The following is a 13,379-nucleotide window of genomic DNA, read 5'->3' as shown; positions in this document are numbered from 1 at the left end:
CGATGGCCGAGCCGAGCCAGAGCCGGTAGGTCGTGATGAGGTCCGTAAAGAGTGCCATCTGGAGGATGCGAACGGTGAAGATAGTGCCCAAGACCATCGAGAGCCCGCCGATGTAGCGCTCGGCGTCGCGCTCGAAGGTGTGGAAGTACGCGGGGAGCAAGGGGCCGAGGTTGGCGACCGCGAGCAGGAAGCCTTCGAGCAGGCCTGCGACACCCAGCGCGACCGGGTGGTGGGCCTCCTCGATCGTCACGAAGTCCTGGACGACCTGGAAGATCACGTACGCGAGGATGATCAGCCCGATGATGAACGGGACGATCGGGCCGGTGCTGAACTCGCTGAGGAAGAACACACCGATCACGGTACCGACGATCGCGAGTGCCATCAGCACCCACTCCTCGCGGATGAAATCGAGTCCGGTGTCGGTCTCGCCGATCTGGAACATGTTGATCATCCACGGCGGGATCGCGAGCACGACCACCGCAAGCGTCGGGTCGATCACCGACGCGAACACGGGGGTCGCGACGAGCGCGTAGCCGAAGCCGAGCATGCCCTTGATCGCGCCGGCCACGACCGCCGTCACGACCAACAGCGCGAGCAGTCCGGGCGATATCGTGGACTCGATCCCGCTGGTGACGTTTTCGGTACCGGGGAAGAACACGATCGAACCGGCGACGACCGCGAGCGTCGCCAGCGCCATCATCACCTCACGGTACTGCAACGCACGGAGGTTGGCGACGAAGCCAGCGACATCGATCTGCGTGTCTGATGTACCCATGATGTAGAGCGAACGAAACGGACAGCCGACCGCTTCTCATCCGCTTGTAGGGGTCCGACACGCATAGCCACCCGTCATCCGGAGCGGTCTGCCCGTAGCCATGTCACCACCGAAACTCCGAATCTGCCGAAATCAGTCCGATACGCCCCCGTAACTGTCGCTCGGTCGACCGCACCCGTCCCAGAATAAGGAGTTTATTGCCGGTAAAACGTCCGAGCGACAGTCAGCGGGTCTGCCACGGCGGCTCGTGGAGAGCCGTCATCGAGTCGAGTGTGTATGCGGGCACCGGGTCAGGCGTCGAGCCATCGGCGAGCCACGCAGCCCGGAGGCCAGCCGCCTGTGCGCCAGGCACGTCCGAGGTCAGGGAGTTGCCGACGTGCACAGTTGAGTCGGGGTCGGTGTCGAGCGCGTCGAGTGCGTGGTGGAACGGCGCGGGGTCGGGTTTCGCGGGTGCGTCGTAGCCGGCGTGGACGACGACTTCGAACGCGTCGTCGAGACCGATCGCGGCGAGCTTTTCGGCCTGCATCCCGGGCGCGCCGTTGGTGACCACGCCGAGGCGGTGGTCGGCCCCGAGGCGATCGACGGCTTCGCGCGCGCCCGGCAAGGCATCGACGGCTCGGTGGTCGCGTTCGTCGGCGTAGGCCGCTGCGACCGCTCGTCCGTGATCGGGGTCACGGCCGCGCTCGTCGGCGAGTGCGGCAAAGCACGCGGTGCGTAGCTCGTGGATGGTGTCGGTGCGATCGACGAACGCCGAGTAGCGGTCGTAGTAGTCCTCGATCCCGAAGAACGGCTCGACGCCGGTAGCTTCGAAGGCAGCCGTGAGTACGTCCGCCCCCGACCGGCGGTACGCACACAGCGTGTCGTCGATGTCGAACAGCACCGTGTCGACGGGTGCGCTCATCGTCCGTGAGAGGGGCGGCGAGGACAAAAGTCGGATGGGTCAGTCACTGCGATACGCGCCGTCGACCCGCTCGGCGAGGCCGAACACGACCGCCCAGTCGAGCAGCCGTTCGACGCGCTTGCGCCACTCGTCGTCCCAGTCCGCGCGTCGATACCGTTCCCAGTTCGGCACCTCCTCGCGGAACCGCTCGTAGACCTCCTCGACGCCGAGCGGTTCGTCGGCCGCGTCGAGCACGTCGAGAACGGCGTCGGCCCCGAAGACCGTCTCGCGAAACGCGGCAGCGAGGTCGGCGAGGTCAGGGTCGCGTCGCAGCCGCCGATAGCCCGATTCGGTCTCCTCGGCGAGACCGAGCGCACGGAGAAACGTGACCCACTCGCGGGCCGTCTCGCGCGCGTCGAGGGCCGTCCGATCGACGAGTCGCGCACAGCAGTCGTTCTCGCTGCTGGGGATCAGCGGCAGCGCCTGCTGGGCCTCCGCGACGAACTCGTGGCTCCGCGGCGCGGGAACGATCTTGAACTTCACAGTCCGAAGGCGTCACCGAGCACGTCCTCATTCGTCGCCCCGAACGCGTGGGTCGGGCCGCCGCTGACGTCGACGGTGACTTGCGCCGGCGCGAACAGCCCGTCCGAGAGCTCGGCGAAGTTCCAGTCGACGCCGTCGAGAATCGCCTCGAACGGGGCTCCGTACTCGTCGCTCGCAGTCGAGGTGAGTTCGTCGAACCGGTCGAACTCCTCGTCGACGGTGAGGTGGACCTGACCGCCGTAGGCGAGCGCGTCGTTCGCGAGGGCGATCGCGGTCGCCTCCTCTCCCGCCACGGGTGCGACCGGCGCGTTCGCACTCACCGACCGAATGTCGAGCGGATCGTAGCCGAGGTCGGCGAGGCGAACAGTCGCGAGTTCGGCAGCGCGCGCAGCGGCCGTGACGCTGCCGACGAGGCTCGCGCTCGGAAACGAGGGGAGGAAGACCGCGTTCGCCCCGATATCGGTTCGGTCGGCGATCCGCTCGGCGACCGCCTCCCCTGGGAGGTCGTCGGCCTCGATCGCGAGTGTCGCGAAATCGAAGTCGTCCTCGTAGCCCACCCGCGCGAAGATCTCCTCCTCAGCGAGGAGTGCGCGCCCGGGACCGCTCGCCAACCCCTCGAACCCGTCGAGTGCGAGCTCCCAGCCTGCCTTCTGCGCACAAAGCAGTGCGAGCGCCGGACGGTCGGTCGTGCAATCGATATGGGGGACGGGCGCGCCAGCGACCTCGCCCAGACGGTTCTGGATCGTCGCGAGCCCCGCCGTCTGGATCTCGGCGAGAAGCAAGCCCGCCTCGATACCGCCAGCGACGTCGTGACCGAAGTCGAGCACCGTGGCCCCGTTGTCGAGTTCCGTGATCTCGATCGCGAGTTCGTCGGCGAACTCGATGGCCTCCTCGACGAGTTCGAGCGCCATCCGATTGAGACTCTCCATACCGCGGGTTCGACGGCGTGGGTGAACGGTCTGTCGGTCCTGTCGGTCCTGTCGGCGACCGATCTACTCGTCGGGGTTGCCGCTCGCCGCCCGGCCGAGTTCGCGTTCGACCGCATCGACTTTCTCGCTCGCCGAGTCCTCGCTTGCGCGTTTGTCGTCGATCTTCAGGACCGTGCTCACCCGGTCACCGTCGACGGCCTCGTGGGCCGCCTGGGCCGCAGCGAACAGTTCACCCACTTCCTCGGCCTCGATCACGGTGCCCATCGGGTTGGTTTCGTAGCTCACGTCGAACTCGTCGAGTGCGTCGACGGCCTTCGCGACCTCGCCGGCCATGCTGCCTTCCCGGACTGGTGCGACACTGAGTAGTGCAACGACGGTCATGGCCGCGGTACGTCCGGCACTCACCTAACGCTGTGGGCCGTCGGTGTCGTGGCCGCCTCGCGACCGTTCGGCGACGGCGCGTCGATCACAACACCCATTCCCTCCGGACGGGAACGCGGAGCATGATCGGTATCGTCGGTGGCGGCGTCGCGGGCCTCGCCGCGGCCTATCGTCTCCGGAAGGCCGGCCACGACGTGCGAGTGTTCGAGGCGAGCGACGATGTGGGGGGACTCGCCGCGACCTACGAGACTCGTGGGGATCGGATCGAGAAGTTCTACCACCACCTCTCGAAATCCGAGGAGACCATCGTCGAACTCGCCGCGGAGCTCGGCCTCGGGAGTGCGGTCGAGTGGCACGTCGGGAAGAACGCCTACTACGTCGACGGTGTGGTCCACCCGATGGACAAGCCGTGGGAGATCCTCGCGTACCCCCATTTGAGCCTCTACGATACGTTCCGGCTCGGCATGTTGACCCTCGATATCGACGTTCGCGGCGGGATCCCGAAATTCGACACCTACGACGATCTTCGGGAGTTCGAGGACGTGCCCATCAAGGAGTTCCTGCTCGATCACACCACCCGTGGCGTGTACGAGAACTTCTTCGAACCCCTGCTGGAGGCGAAGTTCGGCTCGCGAAAGGACGAGGTGAGCGCGGCGTGGCTCCTCGGCCGGGTCAAGTTCCGGGGCGAGCGCGACCTCCTCCGCGGCGAGTTCCTCGGCTACTTCGACGGCGGGTTCCACCGCCTGATCGACGCGCTCGTGGCCGCGGTCGGCCGCGAACACGTCGAAACGGGAGCCCGCGTCATGGACGTCGAGACCGCCGGCGGCGCGGTCGATTCGCTCACCGCCGAGACCGAGAGCGGAACCGAGACCTACGACGTCGACGAGGTCGTGGTCGCTGCGATGCCCACTGTACTAGAGGATCTCACGGGATATTCCTGTGAGATCGACTTCCAGGGGACGGTCTGTTCGGTGCTGAGCCTTTCGGAGTCGGTGATGGACACCTACTGGCTCAACATCGCCGACGACGCGCCCTTCGGCGCGCTGATCGAACACACCAACTTCGTCCCAGCAGAACGGTACGGCGGCGAGCACCTCCTCTACGCCGTGAGCTACGTTCAGGATTCCGACGAAGCGCTCTGGCGGATGGACGACGAGGGTGTCGAGGAGACGTGGCTCACCGGGATCGAGGACCTGTTTCCCGACTTCGATCGCGGGAGCGTGAACTGGATCGAAACCGCGCGAAATCCCCGCACTGCACCGGTCTACGAACGCGGCTATCTCGACATGGTGATCCCCTACGATCTCGGAAGCGAGGTCGCGGCGGGGCTCTACTACGCGGGGATGGCGAGTCGAGCACAGTATCCCGAGCGCAGCCTCAACGGCGGGATCGTCGCTGGCTTCGCCTGTGCCGACCGGATTCTGGATCGAGACGGCGTGGACGACGTGTCCCAGACCGTCGTTGGAGCCGAACCGATCGGTGATGGTGGTCGGTGAGATCCAGCTCTACGAGAGTTCGTCTGTAATTCGACATCACTCGGGCAGGCTCAGAAGCGCCAGCAGCTTCAACCCCACGAGGGTTCGTCTGAAACTCGTCAGACATAGTATGAGTGGTTATGAATTAACCGCTTCAACCCCACGAGGGTTCGTCTGAAACTATGCGCTCAGGGTACTGGAACTTCCGCGAGCGAATGCTTCAACCCCACGAGGGTTCGTCTGAAACTTCGCGTCGGTAACGACTCGCTGGTTGACGGGACGCTTCAACCCCACGAGGGTTCGTCTGAAACTCATCCACGATCCCCCGGTGCTTCGCGCAGTGGCCGCTTCAACCCCACGAGGGTTCGTCTGAAACAGCACAGACTAAGATACCAATGCACGGAACCACAGCTTCAACCCCACGAGGGTTCGTCTGAAACGCTGTCGGAGTTGTTCGCGGCCACGCCCCACGCGCTTCAACCCCACGAGGGTTCGTCTGAAACAACAGACACTCCGTGTTCGCGCCGTCGCGTGGTGCGCTTCAACCCCACGAGGGTTCGTCTGAAACCATGAGTGACGCTGATCGGCCCACCGAGAATACGACCGCTTCAACCCCACGAGGGTTCGTCTGAAACTCTCTTTAGCGTAGAGGTTGATGGCATCGAACGCTTCAACCCCACGAGGGTTCGTCTGAAACTCCAGGTTTAGAGCCGATGGTCGAACTCCACAGGCCGCTTCAACCCCACGAGGGTTCGTCTGAAACTCGACCGTCCCCAACGATTCGCTGGCGAACGTGACGCTTCAACCCCACGAGGGTTCGTCTGAAACCGCCGCGCGGCACGGACGGCTGTTGGCTCGTGTGGCTTCAACCCCACGAGGGTTCGTCTGAAACACAACGGGACATCCAATCTTCGTGTCCGTCTCGCTGGCTTCAACCCCACGAGGGTTCGTCTGAAACACGCCCACGCATTTGACGCCTGCGTGGAGAGCCAGCCGCTTCAACCCCACGAGGGTTCGTCTGAAACGCGATTCGGTTCTCCATCGTGTCATGCTCTAACCCGCTTCAACCCCACGAGGGTTCGTCTGAAACACGGTGGCGGGTCAGGCGCATCAACTCGGAAGTGGCTTCAACCCCACGAGGGTTCGTCTGAAACCGTCAGAGAAGAGGACAAGCGCCGACTCGAAGAGCGGCTTCAACCCCACGAGGGTTCGTCTGAAACCGTGCACGAGGACGAGGACGAGAGCGACGACTGATGCTTCAACCCCACGAGGGTTCGTCTGAAACGATACTGGATTGCCGTTGATAAACGCCTCTTTGAACGCTTCAACCCCACGAGGGTTCGTCTGAAACGCTTCGGTAGGGGTTCGTCCCATACGGCGTAAGACGCTTCAACCCCACGAGGGTTCGTCTGAAACGACGATCCGGGGGCTGGGGTGCGGGATGGGGGCGAGCTTCAACCCCACGAGGGTTCGTCTGAAACTGATATATGACGGGGCAAGGCCCGCGTCGGCCGACGCTTCAACCCCACGAGGGTTCGTCTGAAACCCTGGCTGGCGAGGTGGGACGCCGAGGACTTTCGGCTTCAACCCCACGAGGGTTCGTCTGAAACATACTCTCTCTGTGTTGCTCAGGCTGCCTTTGGGCTTCAACCCCACGAGGGTTCGTCTGAAACTAACGCGTACATGGCTGGAAGCCCCGCTGCTAACGGCTTCAACCCCACGAGGGTTCGTCTGAAACGAGCCCTTCGGCAGCGGCCATGATCGCATCGAAGACGCTTCAACCCCACGAGGGTTCGTCTGAAACCCAGCCATCATTACATCATTACCTTCCATCCCGTAGCTTCAACCCCACGAGGGTTCGTCNACCCCACGAGGGTTCGTCTGAAACCCAGCCATCATTACATCATTACCTTCCATCCCGTAGCTTCAACCCCACGAGGGTTCGTCTGAAACACCGTCGGCACGTCCTTCTCGCGCCGGTGGCCGAGTTTGCTTCAACCCCACGAGGGTTCGTCTGAAACTCGAGCGCGAGCAGGATGATGAGCGCCTGCCAGTCGCTTCAACCCCACGAGGGTTCGTCTGAAACAACCAGCACTAAGGGGGGTATGCGGTCCAGCAAGGCTTCAACCCCACGAGGGTTCGTCTGAAACTCTGACATGGCAATCCAGTCTCCGGTGATGGGGATGGCTTCAACCCCACGAGGGTTCGTCTGAAACCCATTCCTGATACCGACGCGCGACGAGACTCAGGCTTCAACCCCACGAGGGTTCGTCTGAAACTACTGACGGTGCGTGTGAAGTCGAGATATACGGCGCTTCAACCCCACGAGGGTTCGTCTGAAACCAACAGCGGCAATATCGGCGGAAGTCTTTCACGAAGCTTCAACCCCACGAGGGTTCGTCTGAAACCTGTCACCTTCTGCCATGACCTCAGTAACCTTCTGGCTTCAACCCCACGAGGGTTCGTCTGNTTCAACCCCACGAGGGTTCGTCTGAAACCTGTCACCTTCTGCCATGACCTCAGTAACCTTCTGGCTTCAACCCCACGAGGGTTCGTCTGAAACCATGCCCGATATGCCGGACATATCCGTGCTATCCACCAGCTACGACATAGTGTTTTCGTCGACGTTCGATACGCGCTGCACCCCGGTGGGTCGATGGAAGCACACTGTCCCCTCGTACGCGGACGATCGATCGACTGTTCGCACGTTGGCTATGGACCGTTCGTCGCCGGGGACTGCTCTCGCGGTGGGTCGTGGAGCCATCTCCCGATGAGATGCACGCGGTACCCAGAGACGACGTACCGCGGTGCTTCGATCGCGATGCAGTAGCTCCGCCAGCAGTAGCTCCGCCAGCAGTAGCTCGGAGAGCTTCACGTCGCCGAAGAATGCCCGGGGTGGGCTCCGAACCCACGATCTCCGCATGTCCCAGGTTCGAGGCGGCGGCCTCGAAGGGAATCACGCCCGTCTCGAAACCCTATGAGTGCGGCGCTATGTCCAGCTAAGCCACCCGGGCTGTCCGTTGATATTCGACTCGGAGTCATTAACCTTCCCATCTGGTCCGGCAGTCTTATGTCGGCCGGTGGCACAGACGGCACATGGACGTTCCCGGGATCGTCAGCGAGCGCCTCGCCGACGAGTCGCGGCTGACCAGCGTGAGCATCGGGAACGACGACCGAGTGTACGTCACGCCGTCGCAGACGTTGGTCTATCACTCCGCGGGGCTGTTCAGCAGCGAGTCCGTCGAGGAGTACCCCCACGACGCCATCCGGTTCGACATCTCGGCCAGCCGCCGCGAGGCCTCCTTTGCCTTCGAGTACGACGACGGGGTACGGGGCTTTGCGATCCCGAGCGACCGGATCGAGACCGTCCTTCCGCCGGTGATCGCGGGCGTACTCCGCTCCACCGGGCTGATCGACGACGACGAGTCGATCGCCGAGAGCTATCGGTTCGGCGAGCGCACGCTGGTGGTCACCGACCGACGGCTGCTCACCTCGGTCGGCGAGGCGGTCTGGGACCGCGACTACGAGAGTTACGCCTTCGGGGACGTCACCGACGTGAAGTTCGAGGCGGGCACACTACTGATCGCGATCGGCGGACAGCGGCGGCGGCTCGACCTGTCCGGCGATGGCGATCGAGAGGCCTACCAAACCGTCGAGGACGCGCTGCTCGCGTACCACGACGTCGACACCGTCGAGGAGATCGGCTCACAGAACACCGACCAGTTCCGCCCGCAAACCCCGTCGGACGACGACGGAGAAACGACCGACCAGCAGACGACACCCCCTGGGACGGCCGATCAGCAGCCACCGACCCCGAACGCTCCCGATCAGACTCGAACGGGATCGCCCGAGACCGATGTTCGAGAGGCCGAGACCGGCGCGAACGCGGAGCAATCGCCATCCCGACCCCACGCTGCCGACCAGCCGACCGACACCGCTGGTCAGTCAACCGATACCGCCGGCCAGCCGACCGACACCGCCGGTCAGCCCTCCGACGGCGACACTCGATCGTCGGGCGACGATGCTCAGCCGTCCGGAACGGGCGGGCAGTCCGCGGACACCCAACCGAGTGCCGGACCGACGTCGGCCGAACCCACGATTGCGATCGAGGACACCGAAACTGCTCGGACCACGGATCCCACCACGTCGGACGCCGCTCGGCAGGACGCGGGTTCGAGCGCCGCTGCCGAGGTCGTCGACGAGATCGATGCGCTTCGCGAAGCGGTCGATCGACAGACCGAGCTGCTCGAACGCCAGCAGGCAACGCTCGAACGGCTCGCTGATCGACTCGACGACGATCGCTGATTCGGCGTCGCGGCCGACGGGAGTCCAGTGGCTGTCCGACGGGAATCGGACGAAGCGATCGCTGTGAGGGGTTCAGCGACGGCCGACGACTTTTTCGATACACGACGACCCGAACGGACCGTGGTCGCNGGCCCCGCATCGCCGGCAGGTGAACTCGCCTTCTCGGGTGACGACGTCGCGCCCAAAGCGGACGAACTCGCCGGACAGCACCCGCACGAGACCGTCCTCGCGGTCGATCACGCCGCGGAGCTCGGCCGTATCGAGGATTTCGCGGGTCGTGTGAGGATCGTCAGTCACGGTTTCGAGCCGGTCGATCGCGGTCGCGAGATCGAGCGAAGCGTCGTCGAGCGTCGCGAGGAGCTCCACCCCGAGTTTGACCGGATCGGCGTCGCTCACGTCCTCACTCGATCGGGTGACGTGGTAAGTATTGTGCGATCGGTCCGTCCACATCCGCTGGAACTCTTGGCGGTTCGAACCGGAACGAGTTTGCCGATCCCGCGCCCGTGATCGTGCGTGCAGCGCGCTCGTCGACGGCTGGTCGGGGTCGCGATCGTCGCCGCGGCGGTGGCGCTCGCCGCACTCACGCTGTCTCCGGATCGAGTGCTCGCACGGCTCGCCGCGCTTCGATCCCAGCCGGCCGTGTTCGCGGCGGTCGTGGCGGCGTTGTATCTCGTTCGGCCGCTTCTCGCGTGGCCGCTGAGTCTCTGTTCGGCGGTCGTCGGTTACGGCTACGGGCTCGTCGGCCTTCCGTTCGCGCTCGCCGGCGTGTGTCTCACGTGTCTTCCTCCATACCTGCTCGGCCGCTACGCCAGTGGTGACACCGAAAGCGGCGTCCTCGGTCGGCTCGGCGGGGCCGGCGAGCGGTTTTTCGAACGGACGGGTGGCACTCGCGGGGTGGCCGCCGCCCGGCTCGCACCGCTGCCCGCCGATCCAGTGTCGGCCGGTGCGGGGTTCTCCGGGGTCGGCCTCCGATCGTACCTTTTTGGGACCTTCCTCGGTGAGATCCCGTGGACGATCGCCGCGGTGCTCGCGGGGCGGTCGCTCGACCGCCTCACGACCGCAGGATTGTCCGGCGCGAGCGTCGAACTCGCGGTCGCGGCGGGTGTGATTGCACTCCTCGTGCTCGCCGGACCAGCATACGAGCTGCTCCGCGACCGCCGACGGCCTCACCAGAACGTGTCCGAGCAGTCGTAGACCACGCCGTGGTTCGGGCAGACGTACTTGCAGTGGCGGCGGTCCATCGCCGCCCCGCAGACCGGACAGGGCCGCCCCGATCCGTCGGCCGTGGCGCTTGCCGACCCCGCGACATCGCTCCGGTTTGCAGCGCTTTTTCCATCGGCCTCGTTCGGGTCGCTTCCCTCCCGTCGCTCGTTCGCGCCGGCCATGTCTCGTCCGACCGCCGGCGCGGGGTTGAACCTTCCGCCGGGCGGACCTTCGAGAGAGTTTCGAGAGATTTGGGTGGGAGTCCGGACAACGTTCATTCCGGTGGACTCCCGTTCTCGAGTATGGCCAGAACTATCCTCGATGAGTCGGTCGGCGCGGCACTCGTCACGGCGGCGCTCGCGGGGATCGCGGGCGTCGCGGGGTCGTACGCGCTCGCGGGGTTCACGCCCGCCTTCCTCGCCTCGCCGATCACCTCGTTTCTCACGCAGGTGATGCCGAGCGCGGTGCTCCAGTTCGCGATCGTCACGCTCACCGACGTCGGTCAGGTGTTCGGGATCGAACATCTCGGCCAGCAGGCCAACCTACTGCTCGCGCTCACGCTCGGTGCGGGGCTGCTCGGCAGTATCACCCTCGCGGCGCTCGCGACCGGCTACCGACTCGATAGCGCGGCCGCCGCAGTGAGTCTCGCGGGGCTCGGTGCGTGGCTCGCGACCGCGGTGCTGACGGGCGCACCGATCCCCTCGCTCGGGGCCGGCGTCGGAAGCGCGGTCGTCGTCGGCGTCGCCACCGCCACGCTCGCCACGGCCGGTGACGGGACCGCCGAATCGGGGATCTCGCGCGGCCGGCGGACGATGCTCGGAAGTCTCGCGAGCGCACTCGGTGTCGGCGTCATCGCCTACGTGCTCGGCGGACGCGAAGCCGGGGCATCGGCACAGGAGACGTCACTTTCGAGCGTCACCAACGGCTCAAGCAATGCGAACGGAACGGGCGGCGCGATCGGCGGGGGCGGCGCAGCCGGCAACGACACGAACGGCGGCGCTGACGGTGGCGGATCGGGCACTGCGGAGGGGGGCAACAGCAGTGCTGACGCACAAGAGAGATCGACCGACGACCTCCTCGCCGACGCCGAGGCGGCGTCGTTCGCGATCGAAGGGCTCGAAGGCCTCATCAGCGGCGACGACTTCTATCAGGTCGACACCGCGAACCCCAACCCGGACGTGAACAAGGACAGCTGGACGCTCTCGGTCACGGGCGCGGTCGATAGCGAGCAGACGTTCGACTACGACGAGATCACGTCGATGGGGGCCGAAAACCGGTTCATGACGCTGCGGTGTGTCAGCGATCCACGCAACGGCAAGAAGATGGACAACGCGCTCTGGACCGGCGTCCCGATGGAGCGCGTGCTCGACGGCGTGGACCTCCAGGGGAAGTTCGTGATGGCCCGCTCGGTCGACGGCTACTACGAGGAGTTCCCGGTCGAGGCGCTTCGGACTGGATTCCTCGCGTACGGCATGGACGGCGAGGTGCTCCCGCGCGCCCACGGCTATCCCGTGCGCGCGCTGATCCCCGGCCACTGGGGCGAGATCAACGTCAAGTGGATCGACGAACTCGAAATCCTCGATCGCCCGGCCAAAGGGTTCTGGGAGAAGAAGGGCTGGAAGGGTACTGGCCCAGTGCACACGGTCGCGAAGCTCCACGCAACCAACCGTGCGGATGGAAAAATCACGGTCGCCGGCCACGCGAACGCCGGCGTTCAGGGGATCGAGCGCGTCGAGGTCTCGACCGACGGCGGGAACTCGTGGAACGACGCGGAGCTCTCCCCGGTTCTGACACCGAACCTCGGTGGCGACGTCTGGCGACAGTGGCGGTACGACTACGACGCGCCCGGCGAGCAACACGAGGTCGTCGTCCGCGCGGTCGACGGTACTGGCACGCTCCAGCCGAAGAAAGAAACCGGACGGTTCCCGAGCGGCTCGATGGGCTGGGTCTCGAAGACAATTGAGGGATAAAGCTAAGCCGACAGGGAAAAGCTAAAAACGAGGGCGTAGGGTTCGGTCTAGTTTCTTCCTCAAGCCGATAGCTGGAATATGTTCGACTACACTTGAGGAGAGAACTATAGATATCCTCGAACGAGATATGCTTGTCTTCTCTACGTAACCGTAGAGGTAGGCCGCTACTAGCAATACCCCGTAGCTAAGTCTGAATGAGATTGCATTTATGACCGACTGATAGAAGTGTGCGATGACAGCATCAACGGTTACTACGAACACGCTACTAACCAGCACAAGCGAGAATGTAGCGTTGCTCGCTGCGGAGGACATAAGTCCAACGTAGTCTGATATTCCTACTACAACGGCAGTGAAAAGTGCAGTAGTGGCAATATGGCTATTCTCCGCTATGAAATGAAACACATATAGCACTTTTCTTCGGAAAGGGTCCTCAACCCATTCCTCAACTGGCTCGTCGCCCGTACTATCGCCTCCGGCAGGATTAATCCCCATCTCCGGCCACGAGATATCAGTTCTGGTCATGGGTCTCTGTATCTCCAAAGGACGCTGCTTCTGGCCACCCCTTCGAATTCAGTACCCATAGTCTTTCGCCAACTCGTACTACCGCGGAAGCCATGACGAATTTAGTCACACGAATACCCTCCCCACCCATTTGTATACTGAGCGGGGAAAAAGCGACAACAGGAATGGATGGAACGAATGTATCGATCAATCCGATAAACAATAGCGTCGCTATTGGAACAAATACCATAGTTATGAACAGCAATATCTGGAAGACGAAGGCGTAGAACTGCTGGTGTGCTGCTAAACGTGCTTTCTGAAGCCTAGAGCTGTGGCTCGCAAGATCCTCGTCCACAGACGACTGGCCTGTCTTTTCAGACGCTATCTCGTCAGCCATGGTTGGGGTAGGAGATTATG

Annotated in this window: 13 protein-coding genes, 1 tRNA gene and 1 CRISPR repeat array; of the genes, 4 read left to right on the top strand and 10 right to left on the bottom strand. The window is 64.0% G+C overall.

Features of this window, described 5'->3' with window-relative positions:
• The 5 genes from C450_RS16440 to C450_RS16420 all read right to left on the bottom strand — a co-directional run.
• Positions 1-775 (bottom strand): TSUP family transporter (locus tag C450_RS16440; protein WP_005045389.1); only part of this gene is annotated, 775 nt, incomplete at its 3' end.
• Positions 776-998: 223 nt separating this feature from the next.
• Positions 999-1,676, bottom strand: a complete 678-nt coding sequence (locus C450_RS16435; RefSeq protein ID WP_005045388.1) for an HAD family hydrolase — start codon at positions 1,674-1,676, stop codon at positions 999-1,001.
• A 39-nt stretch (positions 1,677-1,715) separates the two neighbouring features.
• Positions 1,716-2,198: a hypothetical protein gene (locus C450_RS16430; protein WP_005045387.1), complete on the bottom strand. Its 483-nt coding sequence runs from the start codon at positions 2,196-2,198 to the stop codon at positions 1,716-1,718.
• Positions 2,195-3,127 carry a methenyltetrahydromethanopterin cyclohydrolase gene (gene mch, locus C450_RS16425; protein ID WP_005045385.1) on the bottom strand — a complete coding sequence of 311 codons (933 nt, stop codon included), beginning with the start codon at positions 3,125-3,127 and terminating at the stop codon, positions 2,195-2,197. Before mch ends, C450_RS16430 begins: the two co-directional genes overlap by 4 nt.
• A gap of 63 nt (positions 3,128-3,190) precedes the next feature.
• Complete coding sequence (locus C450_RS16420; RefSeq protein ID WP_005045384.1) at positions 3,191-3,508, bottom strand: MTH1187 family thiamine-binding protein; 318 nt, start codon at positions 3,506-3,508, stop codon at positions 3,191-3,193.
• A gap of 122 nt (positions 3,509-3,630) precedes the next feature.
• On the opposite strand from C450_RS16420, the gene C450_RS16415 reads away from it, so the two are divergent.
• Positions 3,631-5,004, top strand: coding sequence for an NAD(P)/FAD-dependent oxidoreductase (locus tag C450_RS16415; protein WP_005045383.1), 1,374 nt, complete (start codon positions 3,631-3,633; stop codon positions 5,002-5,004).
• Positions 5,005-5,069: 65 nt separating this feature from the next.
• A CRISPR array of direct repeats spans positions 5,070-7,546; the repeat unit is 30 nt; unit sequence GCTTCAACCCCACGAGGGTTCGTCTGAAAC.
• 324 nt (positions 7,547-7,870) lie between these two features.
• On the opposite strand, the gene C450_RS16410 is transcribed toward C450_RS16415, so the two are convergent.
• Positions 7,871-7,997: transfer RNA gene (locus C450_RS16410), tRNA-Met, on the bottom strand.
• 82 nt (positions 7,998-8,079) lie between these two features.
• Between C450_RS16410 and C450_RS16405 the strand changes: the two genes are divergently transcribed.
• Positions 8,080-9,288 carry a DUF7115 domain-containing protein gene (locus C450_RS16405; protein ID WP_005045382.1) on the top strand — a complete coding sequence of 403 codons (1,209 nt, stop codon included), beginning with the start codon at positions 8,080-8,082 and terminating at the stop codon, positions 9,286-9,288.
• Positions 9,289-9,360: 72 nt separating this feature from the next.
• On the opposite strand, the gene C450_RS16400 is transcribed toward C450_RS16405, so the two are convergent.
• Positions 9,361-9,738 carry a DUF5830 family protein gene (locus tag C450_RS16400; protein WP_005045381.1) on the bottom strand — a complete coding sequence of 126 codons (378 nt, stop codon included), beginning with the start codon at positions 9,736-9,738 and terminating at the stop codon, positions 9,361-9,363.
• A 63-nt stretch (positions 9,739-9,801) separates the two neighbouring features.
• On the opposite strand from C450_RS16400, the gene C450_RS16395 reads away from it, so the two are divergent.
• On the top strand, positions 9,802-10,482 hold the full coding sequence (locus tag C450_RS16395) for a TVP38/TMEM64 family protein (RefSeq protein ID WP_005045380.1): 681 nt from the start codon (positions 9,802-9,804) through the stop codon (positions 10,480-10,482).
• Here C450_RS16395 and C450_RS23535 read toward each other — a convergent pair.
• A complete protein-coding gene (locus tag C450_RS23535) occupies positions 10,455-10,673 on the bottom strand; it encodes an HVO_2523 family zinc finger protein (RefSeq protein ID WP_005045379.1) in 219 nt (72 codons plus the stop codon). The genes C450_RS16395 and C450_RS23535 overlap by 28 nt on opposite strands.
• A 120-nt stretch (positions 10,674-10,793) precedes the next feature.
• On the opposite strand from C450_RS23535, the gene C450_RS16385 reads away from it, so the two are divergent.
• Positions 10,794-12,461, top strand: a complete 1,668-nt coding sequence (locus tag C450_RS16385) for a molybdopterin-dependent oxidoreductase (protein WP_005045377.1) — start codon at positions 10,794-10,796, stop codon at positions 12,459-12,461.
• Positions 12,462-12,482: 21 nt separating this feature from the next.
• Here C450_RS16385 and C450_RS21765 read toward each other — a convergent pair whose 3' ends face one another.
• Both C450_RS21765 and C450_RS16380 read right to left on the bottom strand, forming a co-directional pair.
• Positions 12,483-12,983: a hypothetical protein gene (locus C450_RS21765; protein WP_152424523.1), complete on the bottom strand. Its 501-nt coding sequence runs from the start codon at positions 12,981-12,983 to the stop codon at positions 12,483-12,485.
• Positions 12,970-13,359: a hypothetical protein gene (locus C450_RS16380; protein ID WP_005045376.1), complete on the bottom strand. Its 390-nt coding sequence runs from the start codon at positions 13,357-13,359 to the stop codon at positions 12,970-12,972. The genes C450_RS21765 and C450_RS16380 overlap by 14 nt, the downstream gene beginning before the upstream one ends.
• Positions 13,360-13,379 lie beyond the last annotated feature (20 nt).

Source organism: Halococcus salifodinae DSM 8989 (assembly GCF_000336935.1).
Lineage (GTDB): Archaea > Halobacteriota > Halobacteria > Halobacteriales > Halococcaceae > Halococcus > Halococcus salifodinae.
This window is presented reverse-complemented; position numbering and strand designations above follow the sequence as displayed.